General features: G+C 70.1%; 20 protein-coding genes. 14 read left to right on the top strand and 6 right to left on the bottom strand.

Features of this window, described 5'->3' with window-relative positions:
- Positions 1-2: 2 nt before the first annotated feature.
- The 11 genes from ACGFW5_RS23515 (at position 3) to ACGFW5_RS23465 (ending at position 8,842) form a co-directional block, all read left to right on the top strand.
- Complete coding sequence (locus tag ACGFW5_RS23515) at positions 3-1,652, top strand: SDR family oxidoreductase (protein ID WP_393836253.1); 1,650 nt, start codon at positions 3-5, stop codon at positions 1,650-1,652.
- A gap of 167 nt (positions 1,653-1,819) precedes the next feature.
- Complete coding sequence (locus ACGFW5_RS23510; protein ID WP_393836252.1) at positions 1,820-2,230, top strand: ATP-binding protein; 411 nt, start codon at positions 1,820-1,822, stop codon at positions 2,228-2,230.
- A gap of 201 nt (positions 2,231-2,431) precedes the next feature.
- The gene (locus ACGFW5_RS23505) at positions 2,432-3,292 is read left to right on the top strand and encodes a SigB/SigF/SigG family RNA polymerase sigma factor (protein WP_393836316.1); all 861 of its coding nucleotides are present in this window, start codon (positions 2,432-2,434) and stop codon (positions 3,290-3,292) included.
- Positions 3,293-3,418: 126 nt separating this feature from the next.
- Entirely contained in the window at positions 3,419-3,829 is a 411-nt protein-coding gene (locus ACGFW5_RS23500) for an SsgA family sporulation/cell division regulator (RefSeq protein ID WP_393836315.1), read from the top strand.
- Between the two features lie 245 nt (positions 3,830-4,074).
- A complete protein-coding gene (locus ACGFW5_RS23495) occupies positions 4,075-4,248 on the top strand; it encodes a CsbD family protein (protein ID WP_393836251.1) in 174 nt (57 codons plus the stop codon).
- Between the two features lie 105 nt (positions 4,249-4,353).
- Positions 4,354-4,704 carry a PRC-barrel domain-containing protein gene (locus tag ACGFW5_RS23490; protein WP_393836250.1) on the top strand — a complete coding sequence of 117 codons (351 nt, stop codon included), beginning with the start codon at positions 4,354-4,356 and terminating at the stop codon, positions 4,702-4,704.
- Between the two features lie 95 nt (positions 4,705-4,799).
- Positions 4,800-5,270 (top strand): Dps family protein, encoded by a 471-nt coding sequence (locus ACGFW5_RS23485; RefSeq protein WP_393836249.1) that lies wholly within the window; start codon positions 4,800-4,802, stop codon positions 5,268-5,270.
- A gap of 227 nt (positions 5,271-5,497) precedes the next feature.
- Positions 5,498-6,727, top strand: coding sequence for a PP2C family protein-serine/threonine phosphatase (locus ACGFW5_RS23480; protein WP_393836248.1), 1,230 nt, complete (start codon positions 5,498-5,500; stop codon positions 6,725-6,727).
- A gap of 82 nt (positions 6,728-6,809) precedes the next feature.
- Positions 6,810-7,451: a flavodoxin family protein gene (locus ACGFW5_RS23475; protein ID WP_393836247.1), complete on the top strand. Its 642-nt coding sequence runs from the start codon at positions 6,810-6,812 to the stop codon at positions 7,449-7,451.
- A 165-nt stretch (positions 7,452-7,616) separates the two neighbouring features.
- Positions 7,617-8,180, top strand: coding sequence for a DUF4142 domain-containing protein (locus ACGFW5_RS23470; protein WP_393836246.1), 564 nt, complete (start codon positions 7,617-7,619; stop codon positions 8,178-8,180).
- Positions 8,181-8,527: 347 nt separating this feature from the next.
- A complete protein-coding gene (locus ACGFW5_RS23465) occupies positions 8,528-8,842 on the top strand; it encodes a hypothetical protein (RefSeq protein ID WP_393836245.1) in 315 nt (104 codons plus the stop codon).
- Between the two features lie 16 nt (positions 8,843-8,858).
- On the opposite strand, the gene ACGFW5_RS23460 is transcribed toward ACGFW5_RS23465, so the two are convergent.
- Entirely contained in the window at positions 8,859-10,634 is a 1,776-nt protein-coding gene (locus ACGFW5_RS23460; RefSeq protein ID WP_393836244.1) for an MFS transporter, read from the bottom strand.
- A 179-nt stretch (positions 10,635-10,813) separates the two neighbouring features.
- Entirely contained in the window at positions 10,814-12,802 is a 1,989-nt protein-coding gene (locus tag ACGFW5_RS23455; RefSeq protein WP_393836243.1) for a GtrA family protein, read from the bottom strand.
- Positions 12,803-12,906: 104 nt separating this feature from the next.
- On the opposite strand from ACGFW5_RS23455, the gene ACGFW5_RS23450 reads away from it, so the two are divergent.
- The 3 genes from ACGFW5_RS23450 to ACGFW5_RS23440 all read left to right on the top strand — a co-directional run bounded on the left by ACGFW5_RS23450 (position 12,907) and on the right by ACGFW5_RS23440 (position 15,408).
- The gene (locus ACGFW5_RS23450; protein ID WP_393836242.1) at positions 12,907-13,878 is read left to right on the top strand and encodes a glycosyltransferase family 2 protein; all 972 of its coding nucleotides are present in this window, start codon (positions 12,907-12,909) and stop codon (positions 13,876-13,878) included.
- A gap of 236 nt (positions 13,879-14,114) precedes the next feature.
- Positions 14,115-14,564: an N-acetyltransferase gene (locus ACGFW5_RS23445; protein ID WP_393836241.1), complete on the top strand. Its 450-nt coding sequence runs from the start codon at positions 14,115-14,117 to the stop codon at positions 14,562-14,564.
- A 202-nt stretch (positions 14,565-14,766) separates the two neighbouring features.
- Positions 14,767-15,408, top strand: coding sequence for a DUF402 domain-containing protein (locus ACGFW5_RS23440; RefSeq protein ID WP_393836240.1), 642 nt, complete (start codon positions 14,767-14,769; stop codon positions 15,406-15,408).
- Between the two features lie 198 nt (positions 15,409-15,606).
- On the opposite strand, the gene ACGFW5_RS23435 is transcribed toward ACGFW5_RS23440, so the two are convergent.
- The 4 genes from ACGFW5_RS23435 to ACGFW5_RS23420 are packed head-to-tail and all read right to left on the bottom strand — an operon-like array spanning position 15,607 to position 20,207.
- A complete protein-coding gene (locus ACGFW5_RS23435; RefSeq protein WP_393836239.1) occupies positions 15,607-16,971 on the bottom strand; it encodes a GH1 family beta-glucosidase in 1,365 nt (454 codons plus the stop codon).
- A 29-nt stretch (positions 16,972-17,000) separates the two neighbouring features.
- Complete coding sequence (locus tag ACGFW5_RS23430) at positions 17,001-17,894, bottom strand: carbohydrate ABC transporter permease (RefSeq protein ID WP_393836238.1); 894 nt, start codon at positions 17,892-17,894, stop codon at positions 17,001-17,003.
- Positions 17,887-18,879 carry a carbohydrate ABC transporter permease gene (locus ACGFW5_RS23425; protein WP_393836237.1) on the bottom strand — a complete coding sequence of 331 codons (993 nt, stop codon included), beginning with the start codon at positions 18,877-18,879 and terminating at the stop codon, positions 17,887-17,889. Before ACGFW5_RS23425 ends, ACGFW5_RS23430 begins: the two co-directional genes overlap by 8 nt.
- 14 nt (positions 18,880-18,893) lie before the next feature.
- The gene (locus ACGFW5_RS23420; RefSeq protein WP_393836236.1) at positions 18,894-20,207 is read right to left on the bottom strand and encodes an ABC transporter substrate-binding protein; all 1,314 of its coding nucleotides are present in this window, start codon (positions 20,205-20,207) and stop codon (positions 18,894-18,896) included.
- Positions 20,208-20,626: the final 419 nt, after the last annotated feature.

The following is a 20,626-nucleotide window of genomic DNA, read 5'->3' as shown; positions in this document are numbered from 1 at the left end:
GGATGCCGCGATGTCCGGACCCCGAGTGCCACCGTGTACCCGTCGACAGCGTGCCCCGACGCCCGGCGTACGAGCCGGGCGCCCGGCCGGGCGCGCGTACAGAAAGCGGGTGCCCGGTGGCGCGAGGGGACGAGACGGAACACGACGCGGCCGGGCCGCCGCGGTGTCTGGTGACCGGCGCCACGGGATACATCGGCGGCCGGCTCGTGCCCCAGCTCCTGGACGCCGGACACCAGGTGCGCTGCCTCGCGCGTTCCCCCGAGAAGCTGCGCGACCAGCCGTGGGCCGACCGGGTCGAGGTGGTGCGCGGCGACGTCACCGACCCCGCATCCGTGGCGGACGCCCTGCGCGGCATCGACGTCGCGTACTACCTGGTGCACGCGCTCGGCACCGGAGCGGATTTCGAGCAGACCGACCGCGAGGCCGCCCACACCTTCGCGGACGGGGCTGCCGCCGCCGGGGTACGGCGGATCGTCTACCTCGGCGGGCTCACGCCGGTGGGCGTGCCGGTGCGGGAGCTGTCGCCGCACCTGCGCTCGCGCGCCGAGGTGGGCGAGATCTTCCTGGCGGGCGCGGTGCCGGCGACCGTGCTGCGGGCCGCCGTCGTCATCGGCTCGGGCTCGGCCTCGTTCGAGATGCTGCGCTATCTGACCGAACGGCTGCCGGTCATGGTTACCCCCAGCTGGGTCGCCACCCGGATCCAGCCCATCGCCATCCGTGACGTGCTGCGCTACCTCGTCGCGAGCGCCCGCATGCCGCCGGAGGTCGACCGGGCCTTCGACATCGCGGGCCCCGACATCATGACCTACCGCGCCATGATGGAGCGGTACGCCAAGGTCGCGGGCCTTCCGCACCGGCTGATCCTCCCGGTGCCCATGCTCAGCCCGAGACTTTCCAGTCATTGGATCGGCCTGGTCACCCCGGTGCCCCGCGCCATCGCCCGGCCGCTCGCGGAGTCCCTGCGCCACGAAGTGGTCTGCGGCGAACACGACATCACGCGGTACGTGCCCGACGAGCCGGGCGCCCCGCTCGGTTTCGACCAGGCCCTCGAACTGGCCCTGCGGCGCGTCCGTGAGGCCCAGGTCGTCACGCGCTGGTCCAACGCCTCGGTACCCGGCGTGCCCAGCGACCCCCTGCCCACCGACCCCGACTGGGCGGGCGGCAGCCTCTACACCGACGTCAGGGAGCGGACCGTCCAAGCGCCCACCGCCGTACTGTGGCGCGTGGTGGAAGGGATCGGCGGCGAGCACGGCTGGTACTCCTTCCCGCTGGCCTGGGCGGTGCGGGGGTGGCTCGACCGGCTGGCGGGCGGCGTGGGTCTACGACGCGGCCGGCGCGACGCGCACCGGCTGCGGGTCGGTGACTCGCTGGACTTCTGGCGGGTCGAGGAGATCGTCCCCGGCCGGCTATTGCGGCTGCGCGCGGAGATGAGACTGCCGGGCCTCGCCTGGCTCGAAATGCGGACGGAACCGGACGAGCACGGGCGCAGCCGGTACCGGCAGAAGGCGATCTTCCATCCGCGCGGGCTGCTCGGGCACGCGTACTGGTGGAGCGTGTCCCCCTTCCACGCCGTCGTATTCGGCGGCATGGCCCGCAATGTGGCCAAGGCGGCCGAGGCGGATCCCGGCCCCGGCGCAGCAGGTCCGGCGTGACGCTCAGCCCCGTGTGACGCGGCGCCCGGCCGTGCGGCGCACGCGATGGCATGGGCGGGTTCCGGCCGTACGGCGGCGTCGGCGGGTGCACGTTCGGCCGGGGAGATTGCGGGCAGAAGCACCAGCACGCACATATCCACGGGCCCATCATCTGGGGGTTTTCGATCATGGCTAGCCCGCCTGCCACCACCGGTCCGCCGCCGGACGTCGCGCAACGCGCCACGGGTCCGGCCACAGCCGCCCAGGCACGGGACGCGGCTCGCGCCTTCCTCGCCGCGCTCGTGCCCCGGCCGTCGAACGAGAACAGTGAGAACGTCGTGCTCGTCGTGTCCGAGCTCGTCACCAACGCGCTGCGGCACGCGGGCGGCGCCACGGCGCTGCACCTGGCCGCCGACCGGGGTGCGCTGCACGTCAGCGTCCGCGACCCCAGCCCCGAGCCGCCCAGGGAGCGCCGCCCGGATCTGCGGGGGTGCGACGGCGGATTCGGCTGGCACCTGGTCCGCTGTCTGGCCCGGAGTGTGGCCGTCGTCCCCGCCGCCGACGGCGGGAAGAACGTCTGCGTCGCCCTGCCCCGCTGACCGCTCCCCGACCGTGAACACGCGCCCCGCGCGCGCCGCTCCCACCCTGCGCGCTTCGGCCAGTTGGGGGTGGCGGCGCATGATCCGGATCGCCGGGGGCAGGCGCTTGCTTCGACGGACGTAGTTACGGCGACTAGGGAGGTTGTCCTCATGGCAGCGGCGCAAGTGACGGGACGCGAGCGGACGGACCGGACGGCGGCCATGACCATGGAACCCGGGCTGGGGGAGCTGCCTTGGGTCGAGGATGCGGGGAAGGTGGCGCCGAAGGACGCCCGTGAACTGTCGAAGGTCTTCTTCGAGCGGCTTCAGGTACTCGAAGAGGGCACGGCGGAATATCAGTACGCGCGCAACACGCTCATCGAGATGAACCTGTCCCTGGTGCGTTTCGCCGCGGGCCGCTTCCGCAACCGCGGCAGCGGCGAGATGGAAGACGTCATCCAGGTCGGCACCATCGGACTGATCAAGGCGATCGACCGGTTCGAGTTGTCGCGCGAGGTGGAGTTCACCTCGTTCGCCGTGCCGTACATCGTGGGTGAGATCAAGCGGTTCTTCCGCGACACCACCTGGGCGGTGCATGTGCCGCGCCGCCTCCAGGAGCTGCGGGTGGACATCGCGAAGGCCAAGGAGAAGCTCGCCCTCGACCTGGACCGCGATCCGACCGTGCGTGAACTCGCCGCCGAACTGGACCTGGACGAGGACGAGGTCGTCGAGGGCCTGGTCGCCGCCAACGGATACACGGCGGGCTCCCTCGACATGTCCGCCGACACCGAGGACGCGGGCCGGGCGGCCGGGAGCAGGAGCCGTACGCTCGTCGACTTCCTCGGCGAGGACGACCCCGGCATGGAGAAGGTGGAGAACCTTCAGTCCCTGGCCCCGCTGATGGGGGACCTCACCGAGCGTGAGCGCCGGATCGTGAGCATGCGGTTCGGGCAGGAGCTGACGCAGTCGGAGATCGGTGCGGAGCTCGGTGTCTCGCAGATGCAGGTGTCACGCCTGCTGTCGCGCATCCTGACCAAGCTCCGCGCCGGGATGTCCGAGGAGCAGTCCACCGCACGCGCCTGACCTTCGGGTGTGCCGCGGCGGGACTTCGATGCGGGCCGGAGTCCCGCCGCCGGTGAACGGATTCCCGATTCGTGCGAGAGCCGGCGCCTGCCCGAGTCCGAATGCTGGAGGCGATCCTTGAGTTCCGTGCGCGAGACCGTGTTCATGAACCTGGAGGCCGAAGGGGCCGCACGCGTCCCGGTGGTTACGCAGCTGACGTATGAGCCGGACGATCCCTTCGCGATCGGCGTCTGCTTCGAGCTCCAGGAAGACATCGCCGTCATGTGGAGGATCGAGCGGGACCTGCTGGCTCAGGGACTGCACCGCGCGATCGGCGACGGCGATGTACGGGTGGCTCCGCAGGTCGTCGCGGGGCGCCGCGAGGCGCGTATCGAGCTCGCCGGGTGCGGGCTCGACGGGGCATGGGGATGCGCGGTGTTCTCCGCGTGGGAACCCGCCCTGCGCCACTTCCTGGACAAGACGTACGAGGTCGTTCCGCCCGGGCAGGAAGAGGTCGACGTGGACGCGTTCTTGACCGAGGTCCTGGCGGCGGGCTGAACCGCCCGGGGCCTGCCGCCGCGTATCGCTCCGCGTATGCGAGGCTTATTCAAGGCGTGCGAACGGCCCGCACCCAGGACAGGCCGGTCTTCACGGCCGCGCACCCGGGACAGGCCGGCCTCCGCGTCCCGCGCCCGGGAGAGGCCGGCCCTCACTCATGAGAGGCCGGCCGGCCCGTTTGAAAACGTCCATGGCGGCCAGGCGTATGGATGTCCACGCACGTGACCCATGGTGGAGGCGAACCGATGTCTGCCGACAAGAAGGCCAAGGCGAAGGCGGAACAGGCCAAGGGCAAGGCGAAGGAAGCCCTCGGCCGTATGACGGGCAATGACCGGCTCACCGCCGAGGGGCGGATCGACCAGGTCAAGGGCGAAACGCGCGAGGAGAAGGAGAAGGCCAACGAGGCCTTCAGGCGCTGAGCGCTGCCGCCGCCGTCCCGGCGGGAAGACGAAAGCGACGTCGCCCGCCGACGCGAACAACGCGAAGAAAGCTCGCCGCGACAACTTAGGGAAAGGGGCATCGTGATGAACAGCGATCTCTGGGGTTACCAGGACACGAGCGGCCATCTCGCCGGAGTCGACCTGCGCGGGTGGAAGGTCGAGGCGGCCGACGGAAACATCGGCAAGGTCGACAACCATTCCGACGAGGTCGGCGCCGCACACCTCGTGGTGGACACCGGGCCGTGGATCTTCGGGAAGCGTGTCCTGCTGCCGGCCGGCACGGTCACCAGGCTCGACCCGGACGACAAGAAGATCCACGTGGCCCTCACCCGCGACCAGGTCAAGGGCTCGCCGGAGTTCGAACCGGCCACCCACCTGGACGACCCCTCGTACCGCGACCTGGTCGGCCGCTACTACGACGGGCGGCCCCACTGACCTGCCCCCTGTCGGTCTCGTCCTGTGCGCGTGTCCCGTCCGCGTGTCCTGTCCGCCCATGCGGATGACATCAGTAGTGCGAAGTGGAGTGAAGGGTGTCTGTCGTGAAGAGTGCGCTGCCCGATGCGGAGCTGAAGGTGGTTGGTCCGGCGCTTCAGGGTGCGCTGGTCGATCTGGTCGATCTGTCGTTGGTGGCGAAGCAGGTGCACTGGAATGTGGTCGGGCCGCGTTTTCGGTCGGTGCATCTTCAGTTGGACGATGTGGTGGCGACGGCGCGGCAGCATTCGGACACGGTGGCTGAACGTGCTGCTGCGCTTGGCGTGAATCCGGATGGTCGGGCTGCGACGGTGGCGGGGAGCAGTGCGATCGGTACGGTGCCGGAGGGGTGGATCAAGGACTCCGAGGCGGTGGAGGTGCTGGTGGTGGCGCTGGGCCGGGTGGTGGAGCGGATGCGTGAGCGGATCGCGGTGACTGATGAGCCGGATCCGGTGAGTCAGGATCTGCTGATCGCGGTGACCGGTGATTTGGAGAAGCACGCCTGGATGTTCCGCGCCGAGAGCAGCTGAACCCACGCGTCGTCGGGAGCGGGGTGGCCGGGCGGGCCACCCCGCTCCGTGCTGCCCGCCCCGCAACGGCTCGTCCGCCGCGGCCCCGAAGGCGAGGGCGGCCGCGCCGAAAGTCCGCCCCCCTCGCAGCGCGCGAGAGCGAGTTGCGCGCCGGGCCGGGGCGCCGCTCACGGCAGGCGGGACGCGGGGCCGGGTGTGAGACTGCCTCACGAGAGGAGGCGGTTGCCATGAGCGTGGACGACACCCGGGATGCGGGCTGCGGGGAGCGATTGCTGGAGGACCTGCTCGCCCAGGCGCACAGCGCGACGCCCATGGACCTGCCGGTACTGGTCAACCGCTGCGCCGAGGCGTTCGGTCTGGGCGAGGTCGTCATCTACCTCACCGACCTCCAGCAGCGCAGCCTGATCGGGCTCACCGAAGGCCTCGCGACCCTGGACATCGACACGTCCGTTGCCGGCTGGTGCTACCGGACCGTGTCCCAGCGCATCGAGGACATGGAGACCGGCGTCCTGTGTCTGTGGCTGCCCGTCGTGGACGGAGCCGAGCGCCTGGGAGTGCTCGGTGTGCGGACGCGCTCCGTGGACGCCGTACGGCTGCGGCGCTGCCGCATGCTGACCGGGATCGTGGCGATGGCCATCACCTCCAAACGCGCCTACAGCGACAGCTTCGCGCGCCGGGCGCGGGTCGAGCGCATGCAGCTCCCCGCCGAAATGCTCCGCGCCTTCCTGCCCCCACGCACCATCGGCAACGCGCACGTGGTCTCCACCGCCGTGCTGGAACCGGCGTACGAGATCGGCGGCGACGCCTTCGACCATTCACTCACTCAGTCCACGCTGCACGCGACGATCCTCGACGCCATGGGCCACGACCTGGCATCGGGCCTGACGACCTCGGTCGCCCTGGCCGGCTGCCGCAACGCACGACGGGCCGGCGCCGGGCTGCTCGACCTCGTCCAGACCATCGACCAGGCACTCGCCCAGTGGCTGCCCGACAAGTACTGCACCGGCATCCTCACCCAGCTCGACCTGGCCTCCGGTCTGTTCCGCTGGTGCAACTGCGGGCATCCGCCGCCGGTGCTGATCCGTGACGGACGCGTCGTCGAAGGCGCCCTGGAGCGCACGGCCCAGCCGCCGATGGGGCTTCCGGCCAGGTTCAGCGACGATCCGAGGGCCGTCCACGAACTGCCCCTGGAGCCCGGCGACCGTGTCCTGCTCTACACCGACGGCGTCACGGAGGCGCGCACCGCCAACGGCGGGGAATTCGGCATGGACCGCTTCACGGACTCCATCATCCTGGCCACCGCCGCCGGCGAACTGGCCGCCGAGTCGCTGCGCCGCCTCATCCACTCCATCCTCGACACCGAGGACAGCGACCTGCGCGACGACGCCACCATGCTCCTCATCGAATGGTGGCCCCCCACCACCAAACCCAGCAGGCCCACCGGAGGCGTGGCCTGAGCACGTCCCGGCGATCCTCCAAGAGGGGGTCCGGCGGCTGCCGGAACGATAACGCGGCTGATGGCGGGGCAGTAGCTGAGGTATGGATACGACTCAAACGCATGCCGATGCCTGGTCCGACGTCCCGCTGAGCGCCGTCGCGCTCGTGTGCACGCTGTCTCCGTCCCCCGCCGATTCGAGTTCCCACCTGCTGGCCGAGCAGGCGATGTCGTCGCTCGCCGAGCACGGGGTGACCGGGAAGGTCATCCGTGTGGCGGACCACGATGTGAAGCCCGGTGTGAAGACCGACATGGGTGAGGGGGACGCCTGGCCCGCGATCCGCGAGAGCGTCCTGAACGCGGACATCCTGCTCATCTCCACGCCGATCTGGCTCGGCCATCCCTCCAGCATCGCCCAGAAGGTCATGGAACGGCTGAACGCGGACATCTCGGAGACCGACGACGAGGGGCGTCCGCTCATGTACGGCAAGGTCGCCGCGGTGTGCGTGGTGGGCAACGAGGACGGCGCGCACAAGGTCAGCGCCGACATCTTCCAGGGACTCAACGACATCGGATTCACACTGGCTCCCGGAGCGGTCACCTACTGGGTCGGCGAAGCCATGCAGAAGAGCGACTACCTCGACCTCGTCAGCACGCCCAAGGCCACCGCGGGTACCACCGCCGCGCTCGCCGCGAACGCCAGCCACCTCGCCCGGCGCCTCAAGGCAGCCCCCTATCCGGCCTGACGCGGGAGGCCGTCCGGCCCGTCGGTCACCCAGGGTGATCTGAACGGGCGGGAGTGGGTGAGCGAACCTAGGATGATGCCGGTCGGGCCACATCAGGACAGGCGCACTCGCGCCGTCCGGCCACCGAACCGACCCTCACCCGGTCCACGGACACGTGGAGGATTCATGCGATTCACCCACACCTGCGCAACCGCGGCCGCCGTCGCCGCCCTCGCTCTCTCCGGCGCGGCGCCCGCGTTCGCCGCGGCCAGCCCCGCCGCCAACCCCGACGCGGCCTTTCTCCAGGCGATCCACCAGTCCAACCTGGCCGAGATCGCCGCGGGCAAGGACGCACACGCCCACGCCAAGAGCACCTGTGTGAAACAGGTCGGCGACGTCCTCGTGCGTGACCACACCACGCTGGACGCCAAGGGGGCGACGCTCGCCAAGAGCAAGAGCATCACCCTGCCGAAGGAACCCAACGCCGACCAGCAGAAGAGCCTGTCCGCGCTGAAGCCGAAGAACGGCACCACGGCGTACGACACCGCCTGGCTGAAGGTGCAGAGCACCGGTCACCAGCAGGCACTCACGCTGATCGACAAGGAGCTGAAGTCGGGCAAGGACGCCCAGATCCAGGCGGCCGCCAAGGCGGCACGGCCCGTCGTGGCCGCGCACCTGAAGATGGTCGAGGGCGGCGTCTGCCACGCCCCGATGCCCAGCGGCACGCCGAGCGCCACGCCTCAGCGGTGACCTCGCGCAGGCCCGCGAGGCCAGCGCGACCCCGTCGGCCCTGAAGGGTCGCAGCCGCGAGCCACGCCTCGGCTGCGCCGCGGCACACCTGCGGGGACAGCCTGCATGGCCCTCAACTCCCTTCCTGCATGGGGGAGTTGGGGGCCCTGTGGGGTACGTGCGGGGTATGTGCCGGACGCGCGCCCTGTCCGCCCTGTCCCTGTGTGCCTCCCCGCGGACCGGCCCCCGGGGTTCGACAGCACCCCGCCGAACACCGCGAGCACCGCTCTTCGACAGCTCTTTTCGCGTGGTGTGAGCGGACGATGACAACGGGGCCCGGGCCCCCGGAGCGCTGTTTTGCTGGGCGCATGACCACCAACCACGCCGCTTCGACCGGACGTCTCCCTTCCCGCGCATCCTGCAAGGCCGGCCCGTCCCGCGCCGCCCGCCCTGCCGCTCGGCTCACGTCCGGCGCCCTGCGTAGGGGGGCCACCGTCGCCGCGGTGCTCGGCATCGCCCAGCTCGTCTGCACCGCCGCCAACGCCGATGTGCCGGGCGGCAAGCAGCCGCCCGCCGTGGACGTACGCGTGCACGAGCACGGCACCGAGGGGATCTGGACCGTGCGTTGCACAGCGGCGGGCACCGTCCTTCCGGTGCCGGCCGCGCCCACGGGCGGGCCCTGACGGCGCGCGACCCGCGTCACGCCCCTTGAGGCACCACGGGGTCCGCGCCGGGCGGGACCGGGACCGGGACGGGCAGTGCCAGATCCACGGTCACCCGGCCCTCGCCCCCGTGGTGCGTGGCCGCCGATGCCAGGGGCGCGTGGCCCGCGGCGGTCGCGGCCAGGACGTACGGGCCGCCCTGCGGGACCTCCACCGCGTACCGGCCGCTCTCGTCGGTGTGGGCGGAGCCCGCCTGACGCCCGTGGCGGTCGATCAGCGTGACCTTGGCGTGGGCGACGGGAGCGCCGGACGCGCCGACGACCTGGCCGTGGAAGGCGGCCAGTGCCTCGGTGACCCGCTCCAGGGCCGCGTCCTCCTCGCTGCTGGCGCGCAGCTGCGGCACGGCGGACGGGCGGCCCTTGGGCAGGAAGGCGGCGAGCACGAGACCGCCGGCGACCGCGCCCGTGGCGATCATGAACGAGACGCGGAAGCCGTGCATGGTCGGGAGCGCGACCGGGCCGAAGTTCTTCGAGGTGTTGGCGAGCACCATGCCGATGACCGCGCTGGAGACGGACGTACCGATCGAACGCATCAGGGTGTTGAGCCCGTTGGCCGCGCCCGTCTCGGACGGGTCGACCGCGCCGATGATCAGCGCGGGCAGCGAGGAGTAGGCGAGGCCGATGCCCGCGCCGACGATCACCGAGATGACGATGGTCTGCCAGGCCGCGCTCATCAGGCCGAGCCCCGCCCCGTACCCGATCGCGATGATCAGCATGCCGAGGATGAGGGTGGTCTTCGGGCCGTACTTGGCCGAGAGCCGCGCGTAGACCGGCGCGGTCAGCATCATGGTCAGGCCGAGCGGCGCCACGCACAGGCCGGCGACGACCATGGACTGGCCGAGGCCGTACCCGGTGGCGGAGGGCAGCTGGAGCAGCTGGGGCAGGACGAGCGAGATGGCGTAGAAGGCGACGCCGACCATGGTGGAGGCGAGGTTGGTGAGCAGCACCTCGCGCCGGGCGCTGGTGCGCAGGTTCACCAGCGGCGCCTTGACGCGCAGCTCCATCACGCCCCACAGGACGAGAACGACGACCGCCGCGCCGAGCAGACCGAGCGTCGTGGTCGAGCCCCAGCCCCAGTCGCTGCCCTTGGTGATCGGGAGCAGCAGCAGGACCAGGCCCGCGGAGAGGCCGAGAGCACCGAGCACGTCGAAGGTGCCGGCCGCCTTGACGTCGCTCTCCGGTACGAACAGGAGGGTGAGGACGATGGCGGCCACGCCGAGGCCCGCCGAGGCGAAGAACAGGGCGTGCCAGTCGGTGTGTTGGGCGACCACGGCGGCGAGCGGAAGCGCGAGCCCGCCGCCCACGCCTATGGACGAGCTCATCAGGGCCATCGCCGACCCCAGCTTCTCGCGGGGCAGCTGGTCGCGCATGAGGCCGATGCCGAGCGGGATCGCGCCCATGGCGAAGCCCTGGAGGGCGCGGCCGACGATCATCACGAGGAGCTGGCTGGTGAAGCCCGCGACCAGCGAGCCGACCACCATGATGGCGAGGCTGGCGAGCAGCATGCGGCGCTTGCCGTACAGGTCGCCGAGCCGGCCCATGATCGGGGTGGCCACGGCGCCGGCCAGCAGGGTCGAGGTCATGACCCAGGTGGCGTTGGCCGGTGACGTGCTGAGCAGGACCGGGAGGTCCTTGATGACCGGCACGAGCAGCGTCTGCATCACGGCGACCGTGATGCCGGCGAAGGCGAGTACCGGGACGACACCGCGTATGCCGCGGGGCGCGGCCTGCTGGTGAGGTGTCGGATGGGGCATTGCGGAGCCTCCGGGGGCGGGAGTGGTCGTCGGCCGCACCCGCGGGGGGTACATGCGGCATAAACCTGTTTCCCCAGGCGACTATTCCGGGGCTGCCCGATAAGTGCGGTACGGGCGTGAAACTTGACCTGGATGGGTAACGCTTGACCTTTTCATTGCCGTATCCGGCGGGGGCGCGGTCAGCCGGAGACGCCGATGTTCTCGTGCGGTCCGCCTCCGGTCGCCTCGCTGGACACCGGTACGGCCGGCACCGCCTGTGCGGGAGCGCCCGTCCCGGTGACACGGTCGGCGGCCGTCGCTCGGCGGCGTGCCAGGTGGCCGATCAGCACGGCCGCGAGCCCGACGGTCCCGGCGAGCGCGGGCCAGTACACGTAACGGAAGTTGGACTGCGGCGCCGTGGGCAGATAGGCGAGGATGTACAGGGCCGAACTGGCCCCGAGCAGGCGCAGTTCCCGTGAGTAGGGACCGGCCCATCGGCGGCGCAGGGCGAACACCAGCGAGACCGCCAGCCAGAACCAGCCCTGGAAGAGCATCGGCACATCGTGCACGAAGCCCGTCACATAGCTCTGCACGGTGAACTCAAGGGACTCGTTGACCGGCGCGCCCTTCAAGGCGTCGAGCTTGGTCACGGAGCCGTCGTAGAACGGCAGATTGCCCTGGAAGAGCAGCTTCGAGAACACCCGGGCCCGGTAGGCGAGATAGCCCTTCCAGTGCCGGGGCATCTGCTGCGTCCACATGCGGGTCAGTACGCCGGCGTTGCGGCCGAGTTCCGTGACACCGAGCGAGCGGTCCCGCGGATAGCAGTTGAAGTACACGTCGGCCGGGACCTTGCGCTTCGCGCAGTCGACCGTCGCGGTGACCAGGCGGTCACGGAAGTCCGCGCTCGCACCGGCCTCTTCGGCGGCGGCGCGGATCTGCGCCGGGCCGAGTACATGGGTGAGGTCGTCCAGCGGGATCTGCGCGTACTGGCGGGTGGCCACCGGGCCGGTGGCCGCCGACACGCCGACGCTCCCGACGGTGGTGACCAGAACGAGGATGCCGGTGGCGGCCAGCCAGCGGCGACGGCCCGGGGCCGGCCACACCGCGAGGACCAGCAGCGCGAACACGGGGACCACGGCGGGAAAGCCGTTCTTGCGGACCAGGACGGCATAGGCGAGGAACAGCACACCGAGGACCAGCAGGGCCCAGCGCGACCGGGCCCGGCCGGGCGGCAGCTCACGCGCGGTGAGCGCCACCGCGAGGGCGGCGAGCAGCGCGTACGCCATGTGGACGTCCTTCCACACCACCCCCGTGAAGGTCAGGATGTGGGGCGTCAGCCCGACGGCGAGCATCACGAGGGACAGCCCCCGGCTCCCGGTCCTGCGCCACACCAGCAGGGCCAGAACCCACAGCGATGCCCACAGGACGGCGGCCTGGAGCGCGGCCATGGCGGAGATGGCGCCCGTGCCGTCGATGAGGATCCGCCACACCAGGGCCATCACCGGGGGATGCCAGTCCGTCACCGGCCGTTCGCCCAGGGCCTGTTGGAGCTGATCGGCGCTGTCCTCGCTCAGATAGCCGGGGTGGAAGACGGTGTTCACCGCCATGGCGCAGAGCGCGGCGAGCGCCGCGAGACACCAGGGCCACAGGGTGCCGTCCCGACGGGCGCGGTCCCAGGCAGTGGTCCACCTGTGGAGGGTTGCGGGCACGGGTGCGGAGTCCTTTCCGGCAGGGGTGAAGACGAGAGTGCGGTAGGCGACGAAACGGAGCAGCGTCGCCGCCGCCCAGCCCACGAGGCGCGCCGCATTGTCGCTCAACGGCGAACCGAGGCCCAGGAGTTCATGCGCGACGAACACGGGCGCCGCGGTCACGGCCATGCCCGCCAGGTTGACCGCCACGAACCACACGACCTCGCGCCGGTCGACGGCGCCGCGCCGGTCCCGATAGGTCCAGTGACGGTTGCCGAACCAACTCACCACCATCGCGAGCGAGGTGGCCACCACGGAGGCGAGAACGGGCACCGATTTCAGGGGCCCGCCGCCGGAGGACGAGCCGAGGATCAGCAGATTGAAACTCGCGGTCTCCACGACGAACGCGACAGCGCCGACCACACCGAAGGCGGCGACCTCTCGCCAGATCTTTCGCACCCATTCGGATACGACTCGACTCAAGGCCCTCGATTGCAGCATGCCTAGAACGTAAACGTAAGGAAGCTCAATGAACAAGCTGAGGTACCATCTGCACACTCAGCGCCCAAAACCACTGGATTTTTTCACATAATGAGGGTCCTCTGATGAATCCGGCGATTGTGTGTGTCATTCCCTGTTACAACGAGGAAGCCGCGATCGGAAAGGTCGTCACCGACCTTCGCGCGACACTTCCCGAGGCGGTCATCTACGTATATGACAATGCCTCGACGGACGACACCGTCGCCGAAGCCCTGAAAGCGGGAGCCATCGTGCGGCACGAGCCGCGCAAGGGCAAGGGCAATGTGATCCGCCGTGCCTTCGCCGACATCGAGGCCGACGCGCTGCTCATCATCGACGGAGACGACACCTACGACGCCTCGCGAGCACGCGAGCTGGTCGACCTCCTCTTCGAGGGCCCCTACGACCAGGTGGTCGGAGCGCGCAGGGAGATCGTCGAGACCGCCTACCGTGCGGGCCACGCGGTCGGCAACCGAGTGCTCACCGGCACCGTGCGCTCGCTGTTCGGCAACGACGTCAGCGACATGCTCAGTGGCTACCGCGTCTTCTCCCGCCGCTACGTCAAGTCCTTCCCCGCGCTGTCGAGGGAGTTCGAGACCGAGACGGAGATGACGGTGCACGCCCTCAGTCTGCGCCTGCCGACCGCCGAGATGGAGGTCGACTTCAAGGACCGCCCGGCCGGAAGCGTCAGCAAGCTGCGCACCTACCGGGACGGCTGGCGCATCCTGAAACTCATCCTGGGTCTCGCCCGCCGGCAGCGCCCCTCACAGTTCCACGCCGTCATCGCCGCACTGCTCACCCTGGTCTCCCTGGTGCTCGGTCTCCCGCTGGTCACCGAATTCGTCCGCACCGGCACCGTGCCCCGACTGCCCACCGCCGTCCTGGCAGCCGCGATCATGATCATCGCGGTGCTCGTGCTGATGGTCGGATACATCCTGGAGTCGTTCATGCACATGCGCCAGGAACAGGCCCGCCTCGCCCACCTCAGATACCCGGCCCCGGCACGCGGCGCGGACTTCGTACCCGAACTGCTGAGGGACACGGCCGGCGGTTCCTGAATTCGGACGTCCGCTCCGTCCGGGGGCGTGCGGAAAGGCCGTGCAATTCGGCTGCCGTCCGTGTCCGCGAACCGGGCGGAATGGCAGGGACAGGCGGGCAATTGATGGCCGCGGCGGTGGGGGACAAGAAATGAGGGACGGGTCAACGGCCGCGGCGCGGCGCCCCATTACCGCCGGGCCCGCAGAGCGGGGACGCCGCACGACCGTTCGCCGGGAGCGCTCGCTAACCTGTGCACATGACTGAGCAGCCTTTCGTGCCCGATGACTTCGTCGCTCCTCGGGGTCTTGCGGCCGAGGGGTTCCGCCTGGAACCGCTCGGGCCGCAGCACAACGAATCCGACCACGTCGCCTGGATGTCGAGCATCGAGCACATCCGGACCACGCCCGGCTTCCACGGCCGTGACTGGCCGCCGGCCGAGGGCATGGACCTGGCGGCGAACCTGCGGGACCTCGTGGCCCACGCCAAGGACTTCGCAGCGCGAACGGGTTTCACCTACACGGTTCTCGACGCGGCGGGTGACGTGATCGGCTGTGTCTACATCTACCCGTCGCGCACGCACCGGCATGTGACGGACGTCCGCTCCTGGGTGTGTGCCGCCCGTGGTGAACTGGACGGTCCACTGCACAACGCCGTGGCCGCCTGGCTGGCATCCGACTGGCCCTTCGCGGAAGTGGACTACCGCTGAGGCACTGGAACGGATGGGGCTTCGCCGCCGGATGGGGCTTCCGGGTCGGACGGGGCTTCCGGGCCGAAGGAGGCCTCCACAGCGGATGGGACCTCCGGAGCGAGTGGAACCTCGGCAAGGGAGGGAGTCGCGCCCCTCGCCGTTCGGCGGGCGCCCCACCCCGCGGCGACCGGGCGCGGCATGACTCATAGGGTGGCTCGGCATGGAGCCATGTTTTCGCAGCGGTGAGGTCATCGTCAGGAGAGAGATCCTTGAGGGACGCGAGTGGATGGTCTATCCCCTGCGCGTCGTCGCCGACGACGGTGTGCTGCTCGCCGCCTATCTGGCCAAGGGCACACCGCTCTCGTTCGGCGGCGGCGAGTTCAAGTGGGGCCCGCATCCCTGGGTGCACTTCGAGCACACCTGGCAGTCGGACGGCGTGCTGCAATTGCAGCGGGCCGGCGACGGATACTCCGTATGGGCCCGGCTGAAGGACGGCGAGCTCCAGGACTGGTACGTCAACTTCCAGGAACCCCTGCGCCGCACGGCCCACGGGTTCGACACGCTCGACCAGGAACTCGACCTGGTGATCGCCGCCGACGGCTCCTCCTACACGTGGAAGGACGTCGACCACTTCGAGGAACGGGTGCACGCGGGCGGCTTCGGACCGGGCGAGCCGGAGGCGGTGCGGGCCGCTGCCGCCGAGGTCGTGGAGTTGATCGAGAGCGGTGGGCGCTGGTGGGAGGGGTGGAGTGCCTGGCGCCCGTCGCCCGAATTCTCCGAGGCGCCGGCATCCGTCGCCCTCTCGGACACGCGTGCGTCGTGGGAGCGCACTGATACCGGCCGCGTCCCGACATCGTCGTGATGGACATTCGGATGCCCGTTCTCGACGGTGTCGGCGCGACGCCAGGACAGCCCGGTAGCCTCCCGGCTGCCGTGTGGTGGTCCTGAGCACCAGGGATGCCGCAGCGGCCGCGGTGGGCGGGCCGGGGTGCCGCCCACCGCGGTGCTGGCAGCGTGGACCGCTCAGGCCGCCCGCCGCGGTGCCGGGGGCGCGGACCGCTCAGGCCGTCCGCCCGGCCCGCTCGCGGTGGGCACGCACGATCTCCGCGTACCGGTGCCCGCTCGCCTTGATGGTGCGCGCCTGGGTGGCGTAGTCGACGTGAACGAGGCCGAAGCGCTTGTCGTAGCCGTACGCCCACTCGAAGTTGTCGAGCAGGGACCAGGCGAAGTATCCGGCGAGCGGGGCGCCCTTGCGGGCGGCGGATGCGCACGCGGCGAGGTGGCGCTCCAGATAGTCCTGCCGCTCGGGGTCGTCGACACCGCCGTCGGGACGCACGGCGTCGGGAAAGGCCGACCCGTTCTCCGTGACGTAGATCTTGCGGGCGCCGTACTCGTCGGTGAGTCGCAGCAGCAGGCTCTCGATGCCGCTCGCGTCGATCTCCCAGTCCATGCCGGTACGCGCCGCGCCTTCGCGGCGTACTGCACGGGCGTACGGAGCGGGGCCGCCCGGGTCGTCGGTGACGTACGCGGGGAAGTAGTAGTTGAGGCCGAGCCAGTCGAGGGGCGCCGCGATGGTCGCCAAGTCGCCTGCGCGCTCCGGCAGTTCGACTCCGTACACCTCGCGCATGTCGGCCGGGAAGCCGCGGCCGTGGACCGGGTCGAGCCACCAGCGGTTGGTGTGGCCGTCGACACGGAGGGCGGCGGCCACGTCCTGCGGGCTGCCGGTGGCCGGGTGCACGGGGGAGAGGTTGTTGACGATGCCGATTTTGGCGCCCGGAGCGCCGGCCCGGATGGCCTGGACCGCAAGACCGTGCGCGAGCAACAGATGGTAGGAGGAGCGGACCGCCGCCGTCAGGTCGGTCAGGCCTGGCGCCATCCGGCCTTCCAGGTGGCCGATCCAGGCCGAGCACAGCGGTTCGTTGAGGGTGGCCCAGCGGGAGACACGGTCGCCCAGGCGCGCCGCGACGACCGATGCGTACGCGGCGAAGTGCTCGGCGGTCGCGCGCTCGGGCCAGCCGCCCCTGTCCTGCAAGGCCTGCGGCAGGTCCCAGTGGTAGAGGGTGACGGAGGGGGTGATCCCCGCGGCGAGCAGGCCGTCGATCAGCCGGTCGTAGAAGTCCAGCCCCTCGGGGTTGACCGGTCCGTCGCCGCCCGGCACGACACGGGGCCAGGCGATGGACAACCGGTAGGCGTTCACGCCCAGTTGGTTCATCAGGGAGATGTCCTGCGGCCAGCGGTGGTAGTGGTCGCAGGCCACGTCCCCGTGGTCGCCGTTGTCGATCGTCCCCGGGGTGTGGGAGAAGGTGTCCCAGATGGAGGGCGCGCGGCCGCCCTCGGCGACGGCTCCCTCGATCTGGTACGCCGAGGTGGCCGTACCCCACAGGAAATCGTGCGGGAGCGCGGCGAAGTCGATCGGTGTGGACACGTGAGTGCCTTTCGGGCGGCGGGAGTTGGTCACTTGACGGCGCCTGCGGTGAGGCCGGTGACGAGGTAGCGCTGGAGCAGCAGGAAGCCGGCGACCACGGGAACGCTGACGACGAGCGATGCGGCCATGATCTGGTTCCAGTACACGTCGTTGAGGGTGGAGTAGCCCTGGAGGCCGACCGCCAGGGTGCGGGTGGCGTCATTGGTCATGACGGATGCGAACAGCACCTCGCCCCACGCGGTCATGAAGGCATAGACGGCGACCGCGACGATGCCGGGGACCGCGGCCGGTACGACGACACGGAACAGCGCGCCGAGCGGGCCGCAGCCGTCCACCAGCGCCGCCTCGTCCAGGTCGCGCGGCACCGAGTCGAAGTACCCGATCAGCATCCAGATGGAGAACGGCAGCGAGAAGGTGAGGTACGTCAGGATCAGCCCGCCGCGCGAGCCGAACAGCGCGACACCGGTGGCGTTGCCGATGTTGACGTAGAGCAGGAACAGGGGCAGCAGGAACAGGATGCCCGGGAACATCTGCGTCGACAGCACGGTGATCGTGAAGACCCGCTTGCCGCGGAACGAATAACGGCTCACCGCGTAGGCCGCGAACACCGCGATGGCGACCGAGCAGACCGTCGCGGTGCCCGCCACGATCAGCGAGTTCATGAAGTAGTGCGCCAGCGGCACCGTCGACCAGATGTCGATGTACGGGCGGATCGTCAGCCCGCTGGGAAGCCAGCGGAACTTCCCGGACACGTCCTGCAGGGGCTTCAGGGAGCTGGAGACCATGACGTACACGGGCAGCAGCACGAAGCCGGTGAGCAGGGTGAGGAAGATCCGCCGGGACCACAGGAAGGACCGCGGCGGCGCCATCGGCGAGGCGGGCTGCCGGCCGCGCGGCCGGGGTGTCGCGACGGTGCTAGGCATCGGCCGTCTTCCTTCCACGGGAGGTCAGCAGCAGGTAGGCGCCCGTCACGACCAGCAGGAACAGCAGCAGCAGGACACTCATGGCGGAGCCGGTGCCGAAGTTCCAGGTGACGAACGACGACTGGTAGATGTGGATGGAGACGAGGTCGGCGGCCTCCGGGGCGGACTTGCCGAACAGGACGTACGGGGTGTTGAAGTCGTTGAACGTCCACAGGAAGAGCACCAGGACGAGCACCTGATTGACCGGGCGCAGCGACGGCAGGGTGATACGGCGGATCTGCTGCCACCGCCCCGCGCCGTCCAGCGCGGCGGCCTCGTACAGCTCCCTGGGGATGTTCTGGAGGCCGGCCATCACGATGAGGAAGGCGAACGGCCAGCCCTTCCACACCGAGACGGTCAGCAGCGCGTAGAAGCTGTTGTCGCCGATCAGCCAGAAGGACGGCTTGTCGGTGAGGTGCAGCTGGTCGTGCAGGACGTGGTTCACCAGGCCGTTGTCGTGCTGGAACATGAACGCCCAGGTGATGACGGCCGCGTAGACCGGCAGCGCGTACGGCACCAGGAAGATCGTCCGCAGCAGGCCGCGGCCGCGGAAGGTGTCCTGTAGACAGACGGCGGCCGCGGTGCCGATCAACCAGCACAAGGCGACGGAGAACAGGGTGAACATGACGGTGACGAGGAAGGAGTGCAACAGGGCCTCGCCGACCGCCCCGTCGAAGTCCACCGACAGCTTGTAGTTGTCGAAGCCGGACCAGGGCGCGGAGCCCCAGTCCCGGATGGAGAACTGAGTGAGCTCCTTGAAGCTCATGGCGATGCCGATGACCATCGGCACCAGATGGACGAGGAGTTCGAGGAGCAGGGCGGGCAGCAGGAGCAGGTACGGCAGTCCGATGCGCCTGATCCGCCCGGTACGGCGCGGGCCGTGCGCCGCACCGGGGGAGTTCCGGGGCGCCGCTCGGGGGCCTGCTTCGGGGGCTGTGGTCGTCATGACGGTGTCCGGGCTCACTTCGCGGGCATCTGCTGCTCGGCCTTCCGCAGCCTGGCCCTGACCGAGTCGGTGGCCACCGCGCGGCCGGCCGCCGCCTCGGCGAACAGCTCCTTGACCGCCGTGCCGACGGCCGTCTCGAACTGTGACTCGTCGGGGACCTGGGGCAGCGCCTGCGCGCTGGCGGCCAGGGTCTGCCGCAGCACCGCCGTGCCCTGCGCGTTGAACGCCGGATCCGACTGCGCGGACTTGACCGGCGGGATGGATCCGTAGGCAGTGTTCAGGATCTTCTGCTCGGCGTCGCTCGTCATGAACTTGACGAACTGTGCCGCGCCGTCGAGGTTGTGGGTGTTCTTGAAGACAGCCATGTTGATGCCGGCCACCATCGAGTTAACCTGCGTTCCGCTCCCCGGCGCACCGGACTGCACGGGCGCGGGAGCCACCCCCCACTCGGAGTCCTTCATGCCGAGTGACGTGAAGGTGGCCGACGCGGTCTGCCACAGCACCATCGCGGTCCTGCCCTTGGCGAAGTCGCTCAGGGACTGATTCTGGGCGTACTCGGCGTTGCTCGGGCTGACGATCCTGTCCTTGGCCATCAGGTCCACGTACTGCTTGACGGCAGCGACCGCCCCGTCACTGGTGAAGTTTGGCTTGCCGTCGGCCGTGAAGAACTCTGCACCGTGCTGCTTGGCGAGGACGAAGACCTGGTGGATGTTGTTCGACAGGTTGGAGCCCTCGGCCCCCAGCCCGTTCCTGCCCTTCGCCTCGATCTTCCTGCCGTCGGCGACGAGCTCGTCCCAGGTGGCCGGCGGCGCGGCTATGCCCGCGTCGGCGAAGGCCTGCTTGTTGTAGTAGAGCGCGTACGACATCGAGTACAACGGCACCGCGGCGGGGTCCTTGCCCTGTACGCCGGTCGAACCGAGCGCCGATGCGACGAACCGGTCCTTGCCGCCGATCTTGGCGAAGGTCGCCGTGTCCCACGGCAACAGCGCCCCGGTGGCCTGGAGCGAAGCGCTCCAGGTGTTGCCGATGTTCATCACGTCCGGCCCCTGGCCCGACGTGGTCGCGGTCAGGATCCGGTTCAGCAGATCCGACCAGGGCACGACCTCCAGCTTCACCTTGATGCCCGACTGCTTCTCGAACTTGTCGAGTTCGGGCCCGAGGACCTTCTCGTCGACCGAGATGCTGGCGCCCTGGTTGGAGGCCCAGTAAGTGAGCGTCTTGGGCGAGTCGTTGGACCCACCGGCGGACGAGCCGCCTCCGCAGGCCGTGGCCGCGAGGGCGAGAGAGAGGGTGGCGGCGCCTACGGCCGCGGCTCGGATGGTGCGCATGGCCCTGGTGTCCCTTTCCGGGAGTCGAAAGCCGGGAGAGCGCTCCCCGAAGCCGTCACCGGTCGACTCCTGAAAGCCCACATGGCTTAATTTAAGACGTGAGTTAAGCGGCGTCGTGAGTCGGGCGTCAAGAGGTACAGCAGGGTGTCTCACCCAACGAACTCCGCGTCCCCGCCCGGCAGATGAGGCCCACGTCGGCCCCCTGGGGCTCCGCCCCACACCCCGTTCGCGCCTGAAGGGCGCTCGTCCTCAAACGCCGGACAGGCTGAAGATGCTCGAACGAGACACGCTGCCAAGGCCGCCCCGCCAGGGGGGCGCGGGGAACTGCGCGAGGAGCGACCGCGGCCCGCGGCCGTGAAGGGGGTGAGGGGCGCGGGGAACTGCGCGGGAAGCGACCGCGGCCCGCGGCCGTGAAGGGG

This window comes from Streptomyces sp. NPDC048416, assembly GCF_043200435.1.
Classification (GTDB): Bacteria; Actinomycetota; Actinomycetes; order Streptomycetales; family Streptomycetaceae; genus Streptomyces.
Note: the sequence above shows the minus strand (reverse complement) of the source record. Positions and strands in the feature narration are given on the sequence as shown.